We start from the raw sequence: 18702 nt of genomic DNA, 5'->3' as shown, positions 1-18702 counted from the left end.
GCGGGGGGCACGCGGCCTGACGGCGCGCCCCCCTCGCTCAGGTCCGGCGCAGGATGGTTCGGCGGAGCAGCCGGACCAGCACGGACAGCACCGTGCGGGCGATCAACGACAGACCGGGGCTGCGCCTGACAGGCACCGCAAGGACTGGTCCGACCCGCCAGTAGAACGCCACGAAGGCCCGCCCCGGAGCCGTCCGTACCAGATGCTCGTCGCGCAGGCGGCGCAGGTCGACCACATCCGGGTGCCAGGCGTTTTGGTAGGCGGCGGTGGCGACGAAACAGCTGCCCGCGCCGCTGCTTCCGCCAGTGCTGTCGTCTTCGTCTTCCTCATCCTCTTCGGGGGGATCTTCCTCCTCTTCCAGCGGCGGCAGGCCCGGACCATCGTCGTCTGTGTCGGGATCGTCGTCATCGTCGGGATCGGTGTCCGGATCACCGCCCACTGCGCCCCCATCAGGATCATCCCAAGGCCGGGGATTGGTGTCGTTGAAGGCCATCAGTTCGTCAAAACGCGCGGTGTCGTCCTCGAGGTAGCGCAGGCTGCCCCAGCTGCCCCACTGGCTCGACGGGGCGACGTCGACAAAGGCGTTGAACAGGGTGCCGCCGGCCTCGTCCCAGGACTCCAGCAGCTCACCGTAGAGGTCGCCCATCCCGTCGGAATAATTCAGATGCTGGAAAAACTCCGCAAGCTCCGGGTCCGTGGCGTTCTCGCCTATCCCCACCACATGTGTCCCGCCTTCGTACATCACCATGGACAAGTCATGCGCTTCGGCCACGGCGGCGTGGTATTCAAACATCTCTGACAGCGCCGCAAGGCTGCCGTCGGGATTGCCCGTGATCGAGCCGTCCCGCAATTCCTGAAGCGCGAGCGGTGTCGCCATGTCGTAGCGGTGCGCCTCGACATAGGCGTCCCGTTCGGAGCCGGTCAGGCCCAGCTCGTCGGCGTCAGACTCCGCCGCCAACTGGCTGTCCTCGATCCACTCGCGCACGGTGTCGGCCTTTTCGCGCCCCAGCGCGCCGTCGAAATAGCCGGTGACCGCGTAGGTGTCGAAACTCTCGGAGGGCGGCGGGTTGCCCATGGCCTGCCAGGCGGGGGCGTTCAGCGCGGAATCTTCCAGCCCCGGCCAGCCGGTGTGGGTGGCAAAGACCTTGACCAGTGCGTCTTCCTGCCCGGCGTAGACTTCGTCGAGCACATCGGCCATTTCCGCGGCGCGCGCGCCGTAGTTCTGCATCCAGCCGTCGGGCAGGGCCTCGCCAAAGCGCTCCACGCCTTCGGCAGCGGAGGCATGGGCCTGAGGAAAGGTGAAGTTCCACACCTCGTTGGAGAACTCGTAATGCGCGCGCAGATCCGGGTCGAGCGTGTCGCGCACGTAGGTCGCGAAGGTTTCGATGTAGTCCTCCGAGGCGCCGAAGGGCATGTTGAACCACGGCTCTGTGCCGGTGGCATTGGACAGGGCGACCATGACCTCCACCGGGACGCCGCCCGCGTAGGTGTAATCGTCGATCTGTGGCGCGTCGGCCCAGTCCTCGTCGGTGCTGCCATTGGTCTGCATCCAGTCCATGAAGCGCAGCGCGTGCACGTCCTCCACCACCGCCAGCCAGTCAGGGTTGAAGATTTCGCCCTCCTCGAAGGCGGCGATGTTGTCCTCGTGCACAAGGCTGATGTCGCGGATGTAGTCTCCGGTGCCATTGGGGTCTGTTTCGGCAATGCCGACGGCCAAGAGCGCCTCGCCGGTGGGGGTGTAGTCGAGCCAGATCTCGGTGTCCGTGACGCTGAGAATCTCGGCGCCGAAAACGGTGATCTCGCCCTCACCCGACCAGCTGAGGCGGTAGGTGCCCGCGGCTGACACCGCCTCGGCGGGGTATTCGGTCAGCATGAAGGTTTCGATATGTGTGACGCCTGCGGGAATCTCGGTCGGCCAGCCATTGGCGTCCAGAACCCCGGCGGCGCGGAGGTCGTCCTCTCCCATCCCGCCCCATTGCCCTTCCAGGTGGCCGGTCCAGGGGCGCGCGGTCTTCATGATGTCGAGGAAGGGCATCTGGGTCGAGAAATCGGCGATGCCATTCAGACCGAGCGCCAGCCCGGCATCTCCGGTCTGCGTGCCGGTGTTGATGTCTGTGGCAGGCATGGGGCGCTCCGAAAGAGGGCTGGGTCTCCTCTGAACACTCCATGAGAAATATTATTTAAAAATTAACGATGGTGAAAATCAGGGCCTGTCATGAACATTCATTGCTGCTGATATGACGCGTTGGCGACAGTGTTCAGGCGGCCGGGCTTGCGACGGTTTTGAACGGACGCTCCGCGCAGTCGGTCTTTCCCGAACATGTGCGGCGTTTGATCCGGTCCAGTGCGGGCGCGGGTGGCGGGATTGATTTGCGCCCGTTATGCGCCTGATCCGACGTATGATGCTGCTTGGCGGTGCTGCCGAGGTGTTTTGACCTGCGGACCCTGATCCCGCGCGAGGGTCCGACGCCTTTGAGCACGGTGTTATTGCCCGGCAAACCCACCGAGTCTGCACCGCTGGTTTCAATGGCGCGGGCTCTTGGTAGAGGATTTTGCACGCCTGCCTTGGCCAGGACTTTCAACACGGTTGTCTCGACGCGGTGCTCGTACAGCGGGAAATCCAGTGTTTGGCCGTCGCGCCCCACAGCGCGCCGATCGCCCAGAAGTTTCCTGTTAGAGCTGCAAGCCACGGTGGCGCTGTTGCGGTTGCGGGCGGCCATGCGGAGTTGGCGGATCGCGGCATCAAGGATTGCGCGGCTTGCACAGGCTGGCCTTTGGCGCATCGAGAGCGAGACCTTGGGTGACTCAGCTTTTGGTGTCGGGCACCTCAATCCCGGCATCTGTCAGACAGGCATGGAGACGGGCAAAGGTCTCGGACGGCTCCATGGCGTCTCGCTTGCTTTGACCAAGCAGCGCCTCCAGCGGGCGGTAGAGCTTGATCGCGGCATCGACCTCCGGGTCACTTGAGGGGCGGTAGGCGCCAATGCGGATCAACTCTTCCATATCGACATATCGGGCAAGCGCCCGGCGGGCCGTGCGGTAGATGGCGTATTCCTCCGGCGCATGGCAATCCGGCAGCATCCGCGAAATCGACCGCAGCAGGTTGACCGCCGGGAAGCGACCCTGTTCGGCAATGCGCCGGTCGAGGACGATGTGACCGTCCATGATGCCCCGCACGGCGTCCGCGATGGGATCGTCCATGTCATCGCCGTCCACGAGAACCGTGTAGAGCGCGGTGATATCACCGGCATCACCGGTGCCCGGACCGGCGCGTTCCAGCATCCGGGGAAGCTCTGCGAAGGTGGTGGGAGGATAGCCCTTGGCGGTCGGGGGCTCGCCCCCGGCCAGACCGATTTCACGCTGCGCCATGGCAAAGCGGGTGACGCTGTCGAGCAAAAGCAGCACTTGTTTGCCCTGGTCGCGGAAGTGTTCCGCCACAGCCGTGGCGGTCCAGGCGGCCTGCCGGCGCATCAGGGGCGGTTCATCACCGGTGGAGACGACGACGACCGCACGGGCGCGACCTTCTTCGCCGAGGTCGTCTTGAAGGAAATCCTGAACTTCGCGCCCGCGTTCCCCGACGAGACCCACCACGATGACATCTGCCTGCGCGTTGCGCGCCAGCATGGCCATCATGGTGGATTTCCCGACGCCGGAGCCGGAGAAGACGCCCATGCGCTGACCACGGCACAGGGGTGCGAAGGCGTCCACCACCTTGAGCCGGGTGGCGAGGCGGGGACCGACCCGACGGCGGGCAAAGGCGGGAGGCGGCGCGGCGCGCAAGGCACGGGGCCTGTCCCCCTCCGGCAGATGCCCCTTGTCGTCGAGAGGTCTGCCAAGCGCATCGACCACGCGCCCGATCCAGGCGTCATCGGGGCGAATGTCCGCGCCGGATGTCGTGACCTCGACCTGATCGCCGGTGCGCACGCCATCCCAGCTGCCGAAGGGGAGGAGCTTGATGCCGGTGACATCGATGCCGACGACTTCGGCTAGAACGGCGCCGCCGCTGCCATGGACCGTGCAATGCTCACCAATGCCGACCGCCCGCTCCAGACCCGAGACGGTCAGCACCAATCCCAGAGCCGAAGTGACTTCGCCCTTCACGGATGTCCGGTCAATCGAGCGGGCAAGACTAGAAAGCTCTGAAAAGGCTGTATGCATGGTACTATCCATTGCTAAGCAAGATTTAATCATGCTATCCTTGATTGAGGTAAAAGGAAACTGGTCATGAAGCTTGGGGGAATGTCCTTTTTTCAGCTGGCGTCTCAGCGGATGACATGGCTGGGTGCCCGTCAAACCGTGATTTCCGAGAACGTCGCGAACGCCGACACGCCGAACTACAAGGCCAAGACCACCAGTGGTTTCGATGCCATGGTCAGCGGTTCAGAGGCGATGCAGGGGCTGAGAACGACGGACGCCCAACATATCGGCAGCGGCGGCGGAACGCCTCGGGGTGTTCAGGTGCAGGAAGACGAGACGGCCTGGGAAGGCAGCATCGACGGCAACACCGTTGCGCTTGAACAGCAGACGATCGCGGCGGCCGAGGTCGCCGGCAACTACCGGCTTGCGGCGGAGCTGTACCGCAAGGGGCACAACTTGCTGACCATCGCGGTCACGGGCGTGCGGTAAGGGGGCACACATGGATACACTCAAATCGGTTCTTTCCGTTGCGGCCAGTGGCATGCGGGCACAGGGCGAGCGGCTCAAGGTCGTGTCGGAAAACGTGGCCAACGCCAGCTCGACCGGTACCACCGACGGCGCCGACCCTTATCGCCGCAAGATCATCTCCTTTCAGGAAATGATCGACCGCGACAGCGGCGCCTCGATGGTTGGGGTCGAGAGCATTCGCCGTGACACTGCCGATTTCGATCTCAGCTACGACCCGTCACACCCGGCAGCGGATCAGGACGGCTTCGTCAAGGTGTCGAACGTCAACACGATCCTCGAAATGAGCAACATGCGCGAGGCGTCGCGCAGCTACCAGGCCAACCTGAACATGTTCGAGACAGGGCGCACCATGCGCACGCAGCTGCTCGACCTCCTGAAATAAGAGGGCGACCCATGGCGACCGATCCCACCTCCCTGCTGTCCGTGAACGCTGCCTCGGGGGCCTATCGCGCCTCGCGGGACATGACGGCCAGGAATGCCGCACCGGCAGGTCAGGAGACCGCGCGCCCCAGCTTTGGCGACATGGTGTCCAAGGCCGGGGCCGATGCGCTGCAGACGGTCCGCGAGGCCGAGGCGACGGCCCAGACCGGGCTTCGCGGCAACGCGGACACGCAGACCGTGGTGGAAGCCACGCTGGAACTGGACACGACGGTAAAGACGGCGGTCGCCGTCCGTGACCGTCTGGTCGAGGCCTATCAGGAAATCATTCGTATGCCGATCTGATCGGTTCGGAGGCGGTCTTGACCGAAAGCGATACCTACACGATCCTGTCCGACGCCTTTCTCACGGTGCTGTACGGCTCCGGTCCGATCATGGCGATCGCCCTGGTGGTCGGACTGCTCATCGCCTTTTTCCAGGCGCTGACGCAGGTGCAGGAAATGACCCTCACCTTCGTGCCCAAGATCGTCGCAATCTTCATCGGCCTGCTGGTCTTCACCCCTTTGATGTACACCGTGGTGCGGCGACTCTCCGACCGGGTGTTCGACCTCATCGTCAGCGGGGGCCTGTGATGCGGGTGTTTCGTGTCGCGATGGTCTGCACTGCGGTTCTGGCGGGGCAGGGGGCGCTTGCCGATTGGAGTGACTTTTACCGTCCGTCCGCGACTGTTTCGTCGGGAGCCATCGCCGGATCGGAGGGGGACCCCGCTGGCATCTGCGTCCGGGAAATCCTGCGCGCGCAGGTGAAGCACCAGATCCCCGGCAACCTGCTGCTTGGCATTGGCCTTCAGGAGAGTGGCATGATGCACAAGGGCGAGCTGACGATCTGGCCCTGGGTCGCAAATGCCGATGGAGACGGGCGCTTCTTCGACACGCCGGCACAAGCGGCAAGCTGGGTGCGGGCGCGTCAGGCATCCGGCGTCTCCTCTATCGACATCGGCTGCATGCAGGTGAACCTGCGCTGGCATCCGGAGGCCTTTGCCGCCCTGGAGGAGGGCTTTGACCCCGCGCGCAACGTCGACTACGCGGCCCGGTTTCTAAAGCGGCTGCATGACCGCGAGGGCGACTGGATCGCGGCGGCAGGGCATTACCACTCCGCCACCGATGCACAGCAGGAGGTCTATCTTGGCCGGCTGGAGCAGAACGTCGGCATCGCCAACGACCGGCTGGACATCTTCCGCCAACTCGCGGCCGCAGGTGGTGGGGCAGGGCGGTCGCCCATCGCGTCGACGTCGGGCCGTGTCGTGGCCGATCCTTTGCCCGGCGGACATTTCTGGACCTCCGAAATCACCCTGCGTTCCGGGGCAGCCGCGTCGGGCGGGCGAAGCCTTTTCGGGCGAGAGGTGCTGTCACCGGTGCTTCCGGCCTTCCGAAAGATGTTCTGATGGCGATGAGCGAAGCGTCTTCCCGCGGGCTTGCCGGCTGGCTGAGCAAGGGGCATGGCAACCGCGACGTGGGCTTTGCGATTGCGGTTGCCCTGATCCTTGCCGTGTTGTTCGTTCCGTTGCCTGCGGCGGTGCTGGACTTCGGGCTCGCGGTCTCGCTTTCGGTGTCCGTGCTGGTGCTTATGGTGGCCCTGTGGATTCCGAAACCGTTGGAGTTCAACAGTTTTCCGACGCTGCTCCTTGTGGTCACGATGTTGCGGCTGTCTCTCAACGTGGCCTCCACGCGGCTGATCCTGTCCGAGGGCCATACCGGGCCGGGCGCGGCGGGGGGCGTGATCGAGGGGTTCTCTCGCTTCATCGTGTCGGGCAATTTCATCATCGGGATCGTGGTCTTTGCGATCCTGCTCGTCATCAATTTCGTGGTCATCACCAAGGGGTCGACCCGGATCGCGGAAGTCACGGCGCGCTTCTCGCTCGATTCCATGCCGGGCAAGCAGATGGCGATCGATGCCGACCTTGGCGCCGGGATCATCGACGAAGATCAGGCCCGCGCGCGGCGCAAGGAGGTCGAGGACGAAAGCGGCTTTTTCGGCGCGATGGACGGTGCGTCGAAATTCGTGCGCGGCGACGCGGTGGCGGGGCTGATCATCACGCTGATCAACGTCGTGGGCGGCATCCTGATCGGCGTCGCACAGCACGGGTTGTCCCTGTCGGAGGCCGCGGATTTCTACACCGTGCTGACCATCGGTGACGGGCTTGTCACACAGGTGCCCGCGCTGATCGTGTCGCTGGCGGCGGGTCTGATCGTGACCAAGGGCGGCACGGAGGGGGCCGCCAACGAAGCGGTCCTCGGGCAACTTTCGAAGTTTCCCAAGGCGTTGTTCATGGCGTCCCTGTTGCTGTTCGGGATCGGGCTCCTACCAGGGTTCCCAAGCCTGATCTTCACGGCCCTCGCCATCATCATGGCCGTCTTGGGGGTGGCTGTCATGCGGCAGGCCGAAGAGGCGCAGGCCTCTGTGGACCGCGAGGACGCCGCAAGACAGCGCGCCGAAGCCGTCGCACCGGAGGACAACATCCAGGAGACGCTGAAGCTTGACGGGCTGCGGCTCGAACTGGGGCAGGGGCTGGTGCAGCTCATCTCCAACAGCGACGCGGCGCTGACGGGCAAGATCAAGAGCCTGCGCAATCTCTTTGCCCGCGAGTTCGGTTTCGTCCTGCCCTCCGTGCGGATCAAGGACGAGCCCATGCTGCCGGCGCAGACCTACGCGATCCTCGTGCAGGGCGTGGAAGTGGCGCGCGGCGAGCTGCGCCCGACGGGCATGATGGTGGTCAATCCCGGCGCGTGCGGCCTGCCGGGAGAGCGTGGCAAGGACCCGACTTTCGGACTGGATGCGCTGTGGGTCGACAAGGAAACCGGCGCGCGGGCCGAGGCGATGGGCCTGACGGTGGTCGATCCCGAAAGCGTCATCATCACGCACCTGACCGAAGTGGTGAAGGAGCACCTGCCTGAGTTGACGACCTACGGCGCGACACAGGATCTGGTCGAGGGGCTCGACCGCGAATACCAGAAGCTCGTGGCAGAGATCCCGGGCAGTGCGCCCATGGTCCTGGTCCAGCATGTGCTGCAGGCGCTGTTGGCGGAGCGGGTGTCGATCCGGAACCTGCCGCTCATCATTGAATCGATTGCCGAGGCCAAGCGGTCCACCTCCAGCGTGACGCAGATCACCGAGGCCGTGCGGCGGCGGCTGTCGAACCAGATCTGCAAGGCGCTTCAGGATGATACGGGCTTCATCTCGGTGATTTCCATGTCGCCCGCCTGGGAGAAGGAGTTCCTGGAGGCGCTGCGGGTGAACGGCGATGACCGAAACTTCGTCATGTCGCCGCAACGGGTGCAGGAATTCGTGCTGCAGGCCCGCAGGGAGATCCAGAAATTCGCGGAACAGGACCAGTGGCCCGCGCTCTTGGTCAGCCCCGAGATCCGCAGTTTCGTGCGGTCCATGCTGGAGCGGGTCAGCCCGATGACGGTGGTTCTGTCGCACAACGAGATCCATCGCAAGACGGCGCTGCGCACCCTTGCCACCGTGGGCCAGTGAGGTGAATCTGGCCGCCCTTCTGAGCGTGGAGTTCCTTGGCGTGGCATTGGTCTTTGCGCGCATCGGCGGGATCGTCATGTTCATGCCGGCCTTCGGAGAGTCCTTCGTTCCGGTGCGACATCGCCTCGCGCTGGCGCTCGTGCTGGCATTGGCGTTGTATCCGGCCGTGCCGCAGGGGCCGATTTCGCTTGATGCGCCGGGCCCGCTGGTGGGGATGATCGCCATCGAACTGACGCTGGGCCTGTGGATCGGGCTGACCGCGCGTATCCTGCTCAGCGCGCTGGAGTTTGCCGGTTCGCAAATCGGCCTGGTCTCCGGCCTGTCGAATGCCTTCTCTCCCGGCCTTGGCTCGTTTCAGGGCTCGACGCTGATCTCGACTGGTCTGATGCTGGGCGGTGTGGCGGTGATCTTTGCCACCGACCTGCACCACCTGATCATCGCGGCCATGATTTCGAGTTACCAGATCTTCCCGCCGGGACAGATCCTGCCGTCCGACCTTGCGCAGCAGATCGTCAAGGCGGTCTCGCAAAGCTTCTACCTCGGGCTGTCGATCGTGGCGCCGTTCTACGTCATGGGCCTGCTGGTCAACCTCGGGATGGGGCTGGCCTCGCGGATGATGCCCTCGCTGCCGGTCTTCTTCGTGGCCGCGCCCGTGCTCATCATGGCAGGCCTTCTGGTTCTGGTCATGGCAACGCCGGTGATGCTGCGCGAATTTGCCGAACGGTTCGGTGAATGGCTTGGCATGATGGTGTTCTGAACCATGGCAGATGAGGACGACGACAAGGACAACAAGACCGAGGAGCCGACGGAGCGAAAACTGCGCAAGGCGCGCGAGAAAGGCGATGTGGCCTCCTCCAAGGAAGCGGGCAACGTCATGGCCGTGCTGTCGCTTTTCGCCATCGCGTCCTTCGTGCTGCCCTCCGTTTCGGCACCGCTGGCGGGCGTGTTGCGCAATGTGCTGGAAACCGCGGGCGCGGTCGAGATCGGGACCGGCGTCGCCGGACTGCGCGATCTTGGACTGGTCAGCTGGGAGGTTCTGCGCGGCGTGGGCATCTTGCTGGGGCCGTTGATGGCACTGATGGTCGTCGGGGCCCTGGCGGGGGTTGCCCTGCAGGGGGATGTCGTGGTTGCCGCCGAGCGGCTGAAGCCGAAACTGTCGAAGATCTCACCGATCTCCGGCTTCAAGCGGCTGTTTTCGGTGGCGGCCTTCGTCGAGTTCTTCAAGAGCGTGGCCAAGGTGCTGATCGTCGGTGTGATTGCCGGTTGGGTCGTGCTGGAGGCGGTTGGCCGGATCTGGCAGACGCAGGGTCTTTTGCCGGAGATGGTGTTCGGTTTCGTGCGGGTCGAGGCGGCGCGGATGCTGCTCATCACGCTTGGCTTTGTCACCGTGGTCGCCGTGGCTGACATCCTGTGGAAACGCTTTGAACACCGTCGCAAACAGCGCATGTCGATGAAGGACATAAAGGACGAGGTCAAGGAAACCGAAGGTGACCCGCTGATCCGGTCCAAGCGCATGAACATCCGGCGCGACCGTGCCCGGCAGCGGCTGGCCCAGGCGGTGCCGCGCGCCACCGTGGTCCTGACCAACCCGACCCATTATGCGGTGGCGCTGAAATACGAAACGGGTGTCGACATGGCGCCGGTCTGCGTGGCGAAGGGAGCCGACCTGATGGCCGCGCGCATCCGGACTCTGGCGCGGGAGAACGAGGTTCCCATGGTCGAGAACCGCCCGCTGGCGCGCGCGCTGCACGATGTGGCGGAGCTGGACAAGGAGATCCCGGTCGAACACTGGGAAGCTGTGGCCGCCATCATCGGCTACGTGATGGACCTCGAACGCAACATTCGCCGCGCACCGCCGGACGGCTCCAGCCTGCGCGAAGACCCCTGACGACACGCGGCTGCCACTCGGGCGTGGCTTTGCTGGCGACGTGGACCCTTTTCCAGGGCATCACACTATGCCGTTGTGCTCAGGCCATCAACATAGCCATGCCCGAGGTCGAGGACGGGAGCACTGTCTGGGGCATCCTGTGTCGGGATTCCCACCGACAGGTCGGTCCGCCGGGTGTGGCCCGCAAAGGTGCGTGATGGATCCTATCCGAAGTGGGCTTCGTTTTGGTGGATCGGCGGGGGTGCAACATGCAATCGAGGCTGTCCAGGACGTTCTGGATGAAGGTGTATCCGAAACTGAGCCGATCAAGGGCCACCCATGAGGGCCAGATATCGCGCGCGCTGTCCGTTCCGGCAGGGAAGCTGTCAGCCGGGTGTCAAGGTTCCCAACGCATGACCGTCAGCAGATCCATGTCATGGGCTTCACGCTTTCGCGCGGCCTTTCTGCCTTCGCTTTGGCGCCGCTGGCGGAGGGTCTCATAGGTCTTCTGCTCCGACAGAGCGGCGCGAAGCCTGTCCTCTGCCTGGGCGACCTCGGGTTGCAGCCTGGCGATTTCGTGGCTGATCCGGTCGAGTTCGGCCCGCATCGACCGAATGAACCGACCCAGGTATGGCGCCCCTTCCAGTCCCTCAATCCGGGATTCTCCGGACAGCCGCGCAAGGAGGGCTGTCTTCTCGGCCTCCAGCTGGACCATGCTGTCGCGCAGTGACGCGGTGCTTTGCGCTTCGCGTTCGGTGTCCATGCGCTTGAGGCGTTCCATGACTTCGAGCGCCCGCAAACGCCGTTGCCGGTCAGTGTTCATCTTCGGGCGTTTCGACTGGCTGGGGCAGGGCGGTCGGGGCTGCTGTGCCGCCAAGCGCCTCGCGCATCCGTCCCAGCACCTCCTGGGGGAAGCCATATTCCGACGGGGGCAGATTGCTGAACGTGCCGCCCACGGCCGCCGAGGTGAAACTTGTTTCCTCCGGCTCCGGTGCCGGATCGGCGGCATGGAGGCTTGTCGCGCCAAGGATAAGCAAGGGCAGGGCCGTGCGGCGGATCATGCCGCAGGAAGCTCTTTTTGCGCGGCTTCGACCTCGTAGAAGTCGGGCTGCATGCGTGTCGGGATGCTTCCGCGACCAATTTCCACACAAATGCTTGGCGGGTGATCGGCGACCATCGCAACAAAGATGTCACGAATAATGAGGTAGAATGTGCCGTCCTCCTCCTCGATCTGCTTCAGGCGGCCGGAGATGGGCTGCACCATGCAGTAGGCAAGGAAGACGCCCAGGAACGTCCCGACCAAAGCGCCGCCGATCATGCCACCCAGAATCTCGGGCGGTTGGTCGATGGAGGACATCGTCTTGATCACGCCAAGCACGGCGGCCACGATCCCGATTGCCGGTAGCCCGTCGGCGACCTGCTGGATCGCATGAACCGATGCCAACGATTCATGGTGGTGCTTCTTGATCTTGCGATTGATGACATCTTCGGTGGCGTACTTGTCGTCGAATTGCATCGACAGCATACGGAAGCTGTCGCGGATGAGGTCGATGGCAAAATGATCCGCGGCAATCCGGGGGTAGCGGCTGAAGATGTCGCTGTCTGAAGGCGACTCGATATGGCCATCCAGCGCAAGGATGCCCTTTGCCTTGTAGATGCGGGTCAGTTCGTACATCAGTTTCAGCAGGTCGCTGTAGTCCTCGGCTTTCCAGCGCGGACCTTTCAGCACCTTCACGATACCGGCGGCCGATTTCTTGATGACGTCGACGCTGTTGGCGATGACAAAGGCGCCGAGCGCAGCGCCCCCGATCATCATGCCTTCGAAGGGCAGGGCATGCAGCACGATGTCCATCTTGCCGCCCGACAATATGAAGCCCCCGAACACGAGGCCAAAAACGAGGGCAAGTCCCAGAATCATCGTCATAGGGTGTGGTCTCTGCTCTGTGAAGCGAAGCCGCCGGAACGGCAATTGCCATTATTTCTTAAGTAAATTTGACTTTCTTTCAAGTATAAACAAGGATAAATTGAAATATGTAAGGATAGCCGAGGCAAGTGACCATGATCGCCGAACAACTGGCATACTTTTTCGATGCATCTGCTCTTGGCTGTGTGTTCGAGGAGTGGCCCGAGGACATCGGACTTGTGCTCTGTCTGGATGAATCAGGCACCTGCGAGATGTTGCTGCACCATGCCGAAGAGGGGCAGGGTGTTTTGAAAAAAGCCGGGGCCTTGCTGGGGCGTGGTGCCGGAGAGTTCGCGGTGGTGCCGGCAATGGACGGTTATCCGACGCGGCGGGTGATGTTCTCTGACGAGCAGAAGCTTCTGGCATTGGTCGAGGGCGAAGCGGATCTTGCGGAAATGGCTGCCGACTACCTCATGAACTATCGCTTTGAGAAGGCGCGGAAGGCGCGTGAACGCCAGCAGGCCGAAGCGGCCCGCGCGCGACAGGCTGAACTGGGCCCGCGCCTGATCGAACCCTTTACGTGGCGGCCGAGGCTTCATCTGTCGGAGGTCCGGTCCAAAGTTACGCCGAAGCGGACGCTCAAGCCGAAGAAGCCCGACATGCCGGAGGGGTACCTGCCGTCGCAGGATGCCGTTCAGAGCGAGTGCTGGTTCGCGGACGGAGAGCTGCGCCTGGGCGATCGTGGTGTCCGGCTTGCCCTCGCCGCGGACATGGTGGACATCAAGACAAGCACGCGCCTCGTGCAGGAGGTCGGGTTTCGCGATGATTTTTCGCGGTTCGTTCTTCCCCGCGGGGCCGTCGACGGTTGGCTTCCTGGGGAGCCGCTGGTGATCGACATTCCCGAGGATCGTTTTCCGGCGGGGCTGCGCGAACGGTTCAAGCTCGCCCGTTCGGCAGAGATCACCGTTACAGCCCAGGGCGTCTTTGTTGCACCGGGAAGTGCGCTTGCAGAACAGGGGGACGCGTCCGGGGGCAATGAGGACACATCGCCCCGACGCAAGCGCCGGCGTTTTCTCACGCCGGTCAGCATTGCCGTGGCGCTTTTGGCCGTCGCGAGCCTGACCGTGGGAACCATGATCGAGGCGCTGGAAGCGGACGGGCTGCCAGTGCTGCTGAACCCGCTGCCGGCGTCGGTGGAGGCCGGAGCCTGAGCCTTTTCAGAGCAGGGGCTTGCCCTCCATCACGTAGCCTTGGGCCCGGATCGTACGCAGGCGCAGCTCATCGCCGAAAGCAACCTGAAGCTTCTGCCTTATCCGGGCAATATGCACATCCAGCCGACGATCCCCGTAGGTCCAGTCATCTTCGCCCAAGGCCTGGGCGATGGTGGCCCGGCTGACAACGCTGTCTCCCCCCGTGCTGAGGACCGTGAAAATGCGTTCTTCGAGAGGCGTCAGCCCGACCTGCGCCAGCCAGGCGGCCCGCTGCCCCACCTGCACCGCGCGGTGCAGCCGCGCCGCCAGGCGGGCCTTCAGCTCCGACGGATCGTTTTCCGCTCTCACGGCATCATCGGCGCCCGCAACGAAGGCTTCGCTGACGCCGCGAGGGCGGTTGCCATGGTCGACTGCGACGATCACGGCATCCGGGATCTGACGCCGAACGGACGCGATCAGCGACAACATCGCTTGATCCCGCGCACCATGCGCGGAGAGACCGACGATCATTGCCGTCAACGGCACGGACGCCTCGATCAGATCCTCCATTTCCGCAGGTCGGGCGCGCCGCAGGACGCGACGCAAACCACTGTCCCTAAGCAGGTCTGCCCAGCGGCTTCGACAGCGCGTGTCCCGATCCAGCGCCACCGCAAAGGGTGATCTCAAAAAGACTTTCGTTTTTGGGTTGTGCTTTTGCTCGCTCATCTTCAAGAATTGTCAATATTTCGGTAAGTTTTCATCAAGGATTAACCTTACCTGCGTATTCCTTAATTTGTGCCGTGACCGAGATGTCATTGCGAATGCCATTTAACAACAAGAAGAGAGCCGGGACATGAGGATAAACCTGCGCCAAGTTCTGAACCGTGTTTTGGGGCAACACCCCGCGACCGGGGAACGCGCGGTTTCACCCGATGATACGTGCGCCAGCCTGCGCTGCCTGGAGACAGGTCAACGGAGACCCCTGTTGAGAAGGCACCTCCGTGAGACGCTCGGCATGACCGCCGAGGAATACCGCGCCAAATGGAACCTGCCCGAAGACTATCCGATGGTGTCGCGCGCCTACGCTGATCAGCGGAAAGCCGCCAGATCCATGAAAAGGCAAGGATAGGCTTGAAAATCTGCCCAAAAGATTAAGTATAAGGGAACTTTTCAATGGTTTTTTCATTGTACACTTTGAATCCAGAGTATTTCGCTCAAGGATATTATGGCAGCCAGGGGTAAGATCAGCATGAGTGCAGAGGATCACAAGCAGGACACCGTCGGTCGTATCGTTGCGGCCTATGCGACCCGGTCGGACGTCAGCCCGGATGACATCGTTGCGCTATATCACCGCTTGTCCGGCGAACTGGCCAAGCAGGGGCTCGTCGAGGCGGTTGCGCCGGCGTCCAGCAGTGCTGCATTGCGCCCGGCCGTACCGCTCGACCGTGCCTATACCGAAGACAAGGTGTTCTGCCTCTGCTGCGGACGCGGCTTCAAGATGCTCAAGCGTCACCTGGGGGCGGAACACGGCATGACCGAGGCGGAGTACCGCGCGGCTTTCGGCCTGCCCGAGGATTTCCCGCTGGTCGCGCCCAGCTATTCGCAGAAAAAGGCGGCGCATGCCAAGGAAGCGGGGCTGGGCCGATACACGCGATCCTTGCCTGTCCCTCAGGAGTGAAGCTGACCCATGGCGGGAAGCAACGAACAGACCATCATCATAAAGCGGATCGAGGAAGAGGGCGGCGAAGGGCATCATGGCGGCGCCTGGAAGGTGGCCTATGCCGACTTCATGACGGCGATGATGGCCTTCTTCCTGCTCTTGTGGATTCTTGCCGCATCCGACGAGGAAAAGCTGCGGGGCCTGGCTGATTACTTTACGCCCAGCCTGTCGCAAAGCGGTGGGCGCGGAGATGGTTTGCTGGATGGCACGGTCCTGGCCGAAGATGGCGTGATGAGCGGGAATGATGGCCCGGCCAGTCCGGAGCGGCTGCCGAGCTTCGGGCAGGAAAATCCCCTGGCAGTGTTCGACAGTCGTTTGCGTGACACGCATCCCAATATCCAGGTCGAATACGACACGCGGCCCGAAGGACGTCAGGAAAGCGCCACGATCAAAGAGGGCAGCGATCCGCTGGAGGCGGCACGTGTCGCGGCGGCGGTTGAGCGGGCCGCGCAGAAGTGGGCAGAAGACCAGGCGCGCCTCGAACAGCAGATCATGCAGGAGGTCGTGACGAGCCCCGAGCTGGAGCGGTTCTCGGACAACTTGCGGTTCGACCGGACCGAGGACGGTCTGGAGATCCAGATCGTCGATAATCGGGGCGAATCGATGTTCGCAACGGGCAGCGCGCGGATCGAGGCGCGCACGCGCGACCTGATCCGCATCATTGCGGAAGCCGTGGTTGAATTGCCGAACGATATTGCAATCTCAGGGCATACCGATTCGATGCCGTTCACGCGGTCGGAGACATATTCGAACTGGGAGCTTTCCGCCGATCGTGCCAACGCGACTCGCCGTGTGCTCATAGCCAGTGGGGTCAGGGCGGACCGTATCACGCGGATCTCGGGTCTGGCGGATACGAAGCCGCTGGATGCTGCGGCGCCGGACGCTCCGGAGAACCGCCGGATCAGCGTGACGGTGCAATACCCGCAAGACGCAGAACCTGTGCAAGTTCAAGACTGATTCCAGTAGATGTCGCGAAGTGGTGCAGTGCCACCACATGTAGTATATACCCAGTTTGCTCCACCATTATATCCACACCTTTTTGAAAGTATGTTAAGAAGACTCCGAGGTTGTGGAGGCGTGTTCTGGTGTCTGAGCTTCCGAGGCGGTCTGGATTCATGTATTGAAACCAAATGCTTGCGCATAAACTCTAGCTTCGGGCAGTTTGGCCCGTAAGTTTCGAGCCCGCTCAGATGTTAACCTTTTCTTAACACTTGGCGGCTTCACCGGCTCCCTACCACTAAATACTGTGGTCCCAAGCAGACACTAAACAAGGGAGGCGGCCACAAATGCGCAGCGGAGAGATACTTGGCCTGATCTGGCGCGACGGCGTGGCCCTCCCGTCAGATGGTGGTCATCGCAATTTCGAGGCGCTTTTTGGCCAGATCCTGCCGGTGCGGACGGCTGCTCTTCTGGCCGGGAAGGCGTGTCCCCATCCGCTCGCCATGTCAGACGAGCTCGAACTTGCCCCTGCCTTGCCGCTGGGTGACGTGCTGGTGGAGGAACTCCCGCTTGATCTGCCATACGGCACGATGGTGCTGTTCCTTCCCGAGTGGGAGACCGACATGTCTCTGCTTCTTGGTGGGGCCGTTGGCGAAACCTTTCAACTGATGATCAATCTCGCCTGCGTCCCGATGGAACGCGAAACCGATGCGCTGTACCTTCTGGCGCATGCGGCGGTGCGGCGTGTGGCCGGGCTGGCCGCGCGGGGGTGCCCGGTTGATCCGGGGGCCTTCAACCTCGGGCTGGCGGGATGCCTGCAACGACATTGGGCTGGTTCGAGCGGAGCACAGATCATGGATCCGACGCTGTTCGCGCGTGAGGATTTTCTCTGGCAGCCCTCCCTGACGCACTATCTTGCGCGGCTCGATCCCGGTTTCACCGCGCCCGACCCCCGGATCATCAGCGCGGACCTTTTGGGGGTCTCCGACCAGCCGCTCCAGTTGCCGGAATGGACCAGCCGGATGGAGGCGGTGATGCGGGCCGTCCTTGGCGCGCCGGAGCGGGAGCCCGCGCCAGTTCACAGCGGCCTGGCCGCGCGCTTTAACCTTCAGTAAATCATAATAGCCTTCCGAGGCGGCGCGATTTGTGTTTACTTGTTCTTGAGAGAACAGGTGATTTCGCGTGTGTCAGGCCTGCTTACGATGAGACTGCGCAAGGATTGCGCGCCATCGTCTGCTTGGATCAAGCGCGACGTCGCGCCGCCGGGTCCAAGTCGACCGCGGCTTGTCAGGAAAGCGGCCTCAAATGGTGAACCTCCTTTCGATCTTTGGCGCGCAGCCCGCTTCGGCGCGGATCGGTGAGGTCGCCCCGGCCGCCAAAGGGGCGGAGGCGGCGTTTGCTTCGTTCCTGTCCTTTCTCCGCAGCGAAGAGAGCGGTCCCATCGAAGAGGCGGCCCCGGATCTCCTGTCGCTGCTCGAAGAGATCGAGGTGGCGCTGGCCGACCCCGACATGACGGATATGGAGATCGAAGCGGCCCTGACACCCAAGCTGGAGGATCTTGTGCAGGCACTTCGGGCTATGCCGGGGGCCGTCGAGCTGCTGTCCCTGGCGGTCGAGGTGGATCTGGCGGGCGCCCCGCAGCCGGAGGATGTGTCTTGGCGATCATTTGCAGAGGCCGTGCCGGTGCTGAGCCGTATCTTCGATGTCGCGGCGCCCCAGCCTGCTCCTGAAGAGATCAGCACGCCCGGTGTTCGCGCCCTGTCGGGTCATCTGCTCGCGCAGGTTGAGACAGGGCGCGCGCGCCCGGTTCCCGCGCAGCACTTGCCGGACACTTCTGAGCGGCAGGGGGCCGATGCTGCGCAGTATCGGCCATCGCCGGAAACACGTGGCACATTTCCCGACAGGGTGCTGACGCCGGTGACGTCCATTGGCCAGACGCCCTCGGGCGCGGAGGGTCAGCAGGCGGCTCAACCGTCGGTGCAATCGCCCGCCAACATCCTGCCACCCGTGAGCGTGGCGCCAGAACCGGTCCCTGTCATGCCGACGGAAGCCGCGCGCCCCGTCCAGATGCCTGCCCCGAGTTCCGATCAGATCCTCAACCAGGTCCGCGCCAGCGTGAGTGAGACCGGCCGCATCCGGGTGGAGCTGAACCCGGACGGCATGGGGTCGCTGGAGATTGACCTTGCCGCCGATGATGGCGGTCAGCTTCGGGTGACGGTGCGCGCGGAGCAGGCATCGGTGCTGACGGCGCTGCGGGCAGACCGTGACGGTCTGCTGGCCATGCTGCGCGACGCCGGTCATCAGGTCGATGATCGAGGCCTGAGTTTCTCCGATTTTGGCGCCCGTCAGTCGGGGCAGGGCGATACGCAGGGGCAGGGGGGCCGTCACGCCACGCCTGCCGGGCTGTTTGCCGCCACGGATACCGGGGCGGACGTCGACCCGGACCATATCACTGTCACGTTGCCGGGGTTCGGCGGCGTCGACATCCAAGTTTGAATCGAGA

General features: G+C 63.4%; 21 protein-coding genes. 14 read left to right on the top strand and 7 right to left on the bottom strand.

All coding sequences use genetic code 11. The annotated features are described in order from the left end of the window. Positions 1-37 precede the first annotated feature (37 nt). The 3 genes from GGQ68_RS16760 to fliI all read right to left on the bottom strand — a co-directional run bounded on the left by GGQ68_RS16760 (position 38) and on the right by fliI (position 4158). Positions 38-2125, bottom strand: a complete 2088-nt coding sequence (locus GGQ68_RS16760; RefSeq protein WP_183968033.1) for a CFI-box-CTERM domain-containing protein — start codon at positions 2123-2125, stop codon at positions 38-40. Between the two features lie 133 nt (positions 2126-2258). Continuing rightward, positions 2259-2720 (bottom strand): hypothetical protein, encoded by a 462-nt coding sequence (locus tag GGQ68_RS16755; RefSeq protein ID WP_183968031.1) that lies wholly within the window; start codon positions 2718-2720, stop codon positions 2259-2261. Positions 2721-2805: 85 nt separating this feature from the next. Further along, the gene (fliI, locus tag GGQ68_RS16750) at positions 2806-4158 is read right to left on the bottom strand and encodes a flagellar protein export ATPase FliI (protein ID WP_183968029.1); all 1353 of its coding nucleotides are present in this window, start codon (positions 4156-4158) and stop codon (positions 2806-2808) included. Positions 4159-4224: 66 nt separating this feature from the next. Between fliI and GGQ68_RS16745 the strand changes: the two genes are divergently transcribed. Genes GGQ68_RS16745 through GGQ68_RS16710 form a run of 8 tightly spaced genes read left to right on the top strand, consistent with a single transcriptional unit; the run spans position 4225 to position 10468 of the window. Further along, positions 4225-4626 (top strand): flagellar basal body rod protein FlgB, encoded by a 402-nt coding sequence (locus tag GGQ68_RS16745; RefSeq protein WP_183968027.1) that lies wholly within the window; start codon positions 4225-4227, stop codon positions 4624-4626. Between the two features lie 10 nt (positions 4627-4636). Continuing rightward, on the top strand, positions 4637-5047 hold the full coding sequence (gene flgC, locus GGQ68_RS16740; RefSeq protein ID WP_183968025.1) for a flagellar basal body rod protein FlgC: 411 nt from the start codon (positions 4637-4639) through the stop codon (positions 5045-5047). Between the two features lie 11 nt (positions 5048-5058). Then, positions 5059-5388 (top strand): flagellar hook-basal body complex protein FliE, encoded by a 330-nt coding sequence (fliE, locus tag GGQ68_RS16735; RefSeq protein ID WP_183968023.1) that lies wholly within the window; start codon positions 5059-5061, stop codon positions 5386-5388. Between the two features lie 17 nt (positions 5389-5405). Further along, positions 5406-5675, top strand: a complete 270-nt coding sequence (locus GGQ68_RS16730) for a flagellar biosynthetic protein FliQ (RefSeq protein ID WP_183968021.1) — start codon at positions 5406-5408, stop codon at positions 5673-5675. Beyond that, a complete protein-coding gene (locus GGQ68_RS16725; RefSeq protein WP_183968019.1) occupies positions 5675-6487 on the top strand; it encodes a lytic transglycosylase domain-containing protein in 813 nt (270 codons plus the stop codon). The genes GGQ68_RS16730 and GGQ68_RS16725 overlap by 1 nt, the downstream gene beginning before the upstream one ends. Continuing rightward, positions 6487-8580 (top strand): flagellar biosynthesis protein FlhA, encoded by a 2094-nt coding sequence (flhA, locus tag GGQ68_RS16720; RefSeq protein WP_183968017.1) that lies wholly within the window; start codon positions 6487-6489, stop codon positions 8578-8580. The genes GGQ68_RS16725 and flhA overlap by 1 nt, the downstream gene beginning before the upstream one ends. A gap of 1 nt (position 8581) precedes the next feature. After that, on the top strand, positions 8582-9337 hold the full coding sequence (locus GGQ68_RS16715; protein ID WP_183968015.1) for a flagellar biosynthetic protein FliR: 756 nt from the start codon (positions 8582-8584) through the stop codon (positions 9335-9337). A gap of 3 nt (positions 9338-9340) precedes the next feature. Continuing rightward, on the top strand, positions 9341-10468 hold the full coding sequence (locus GGQ68_RS16710) for an EscU/YscU/HrcU family type III secretion system export apparatus switch protein (RefSeq protein WP_183968013.1): 1128 nt from the start codon (positions 9341-9343) through the stop codon (positions 10466-10468). Between the two features lie 376 nt (positions 10469-10844). Here GGQ68_RS16710 and GGQ68_RS16705 read toward each other — a convergent pair whose 3' ends face one another. Genes GGQ68_RS16705 through motA form a run of 3 tightly spaced genes read right to left on the bottom strand, consistent with a single transcriptional unit; the run spans position 10845 to position 12371 of the window. Beyond that, positions 10845-11270, bottom strand: coding sequence for a flagellar export protein FliJ (locus GGQ68_RS16705; RefSeq protein ID WP_183968011.1), 426 nt, complete (start codon positions 11268-11270; stop codon positions 10845-10847). Then, positions 11260-11508 (bottom strand): hypothetical protein, encoded by a 249-nt coding sequence (locus GGQ68_RS16700; RefSeq protein WP_183968009.1) that lies wholly within the window; start codon positions 11506-11508, stop codon positions 11260-11262. Before GGQ68_RS16700 ends, GGQ68_RS16705 begins: the two co-directional genes overlap by 11 nt. Beyond that, positions 11505-12371, bottom strand: coding sequence for a flagellar motor stator protein MotA (gene motA / locus GGQ68_RS16695; protein WP_183968008.1), 867 nt, complete (start codon positions 12369-12371; stop codon positions 11505-11507). The genes GGQ68_RS16700 and motA overlap by 4 nt, the downstream gene beginning before the upstream one ends. 134 nt (positions 12372-12505) lie before the next feature. On the opposite strand from motA, the gene GGQ68_RS16690 reads away from it, so the two are divergent. Continuing rightward, entirely contained in the window at positions 12506-13561 is a 1056-nt protein-coding gene (locus tag GGQ68_RS16690) for a hypothetical protein (RefSeq protein ID WP_183968006.1), read from the top strand. A 6-nt stretch (positions 13562-13567) separates the two neighbouring features. On the opposite strand, the gene GGQ68_RS16685 is transcribed toward GGQ68_RS16690, so the two are convergent. Then, positions 13568-14227, bottom strand: coding sequence for a winged helix-turn-helix domain-containing protein (locus GGQ68_RS16685; RefSeq protein ID WP_183968004.1), 660 nt, complete (start codon positions 14225-14227; stop codon positions 13568-13570). A gap of 166 nt (positions 14228-14393) precedes the next feature. Between GGQ68_RS16685 and GGQ68_RS24615 the strand changes: the two genes are divergently transcribed. The 5 genes from GGQ68_RS24615 (at position 14394) to GGQ68_RS16660 (ending at position 18695) form a co-directional block, all read left to right on the top strand. After that, the gene (locus GGQ68_RS24615; protein WP_183968002.1) at positions 14394-14669 is read left to right on the top strand and encodes a MucR family transcriptional regulator; all 276 of its coding nucleotides are present in this window, start codon (positions 14394-14396) and stop codon (positions 14667-14669) included. Between the two features lie 120 nt (positions 14670-14789). Beyond that, on the top strand, positions 14790-15218 hold the full coding sequence (locus tag GGQ68_RS16675; protein WP_183968000.1) for a Ros/MucR family transcriptional regulator: 429 nt from the start codon (positions 14790-14792) through the stop codon (positions 15216-15218). 9 nt (positions 15219-15227) lie between these two features. Next, the gene (locus GGQ68_RS16670) at positions 15228-16217 is read left to right on the top strand and encodes a flagellar motor protein MotB (RefSeq protein ID WP_183967998.1); all 990 of its coding nucleotides are present in this window, start codon (positions 15228-15230) and stop codon (positions 16215-16217) included. 329 nt (positions 16218-16546) lie between these two features. Beyond that, on the top strand, positions 16547-17314 hold the full coding sequence (locus GGQ68_RS16665; RefSeq protein WP_183967996.1) for a hypothetical protein: 768 nt from the start codon (positions 16547-16549) through the stop codon (positions 17312-17314). Between the two features lie 190 nt (positions 17315-17504). After that, positions 17505-18695 (top strand): flagellar hook-length control protein FliK, encoded by a 1191-nt coding sequence (locus GGQ68_RS16660; protein WP_183967994.1) that lies wholly within the window; start codon positions 17505-17507, stop codon positions 18693-18695. Positions 18696-18702 lie beyond the last annotated feature (7 nt).

The sequence above is a fragment of the Sagittula marina genome (genome assembly GCF_014196795.1).
Lineage (GTDB): Bacteria > Pseudomonadota > Alphaproteobacteria > Rhodobacterales > Rhodobacteraceae > Sagittula > Sagittula marina.
The sequence above is the reverse complement of the archived record's forward strand: the minus strand, read 5'-3'. Positions and strand labels throughout refer to the sequence as shown.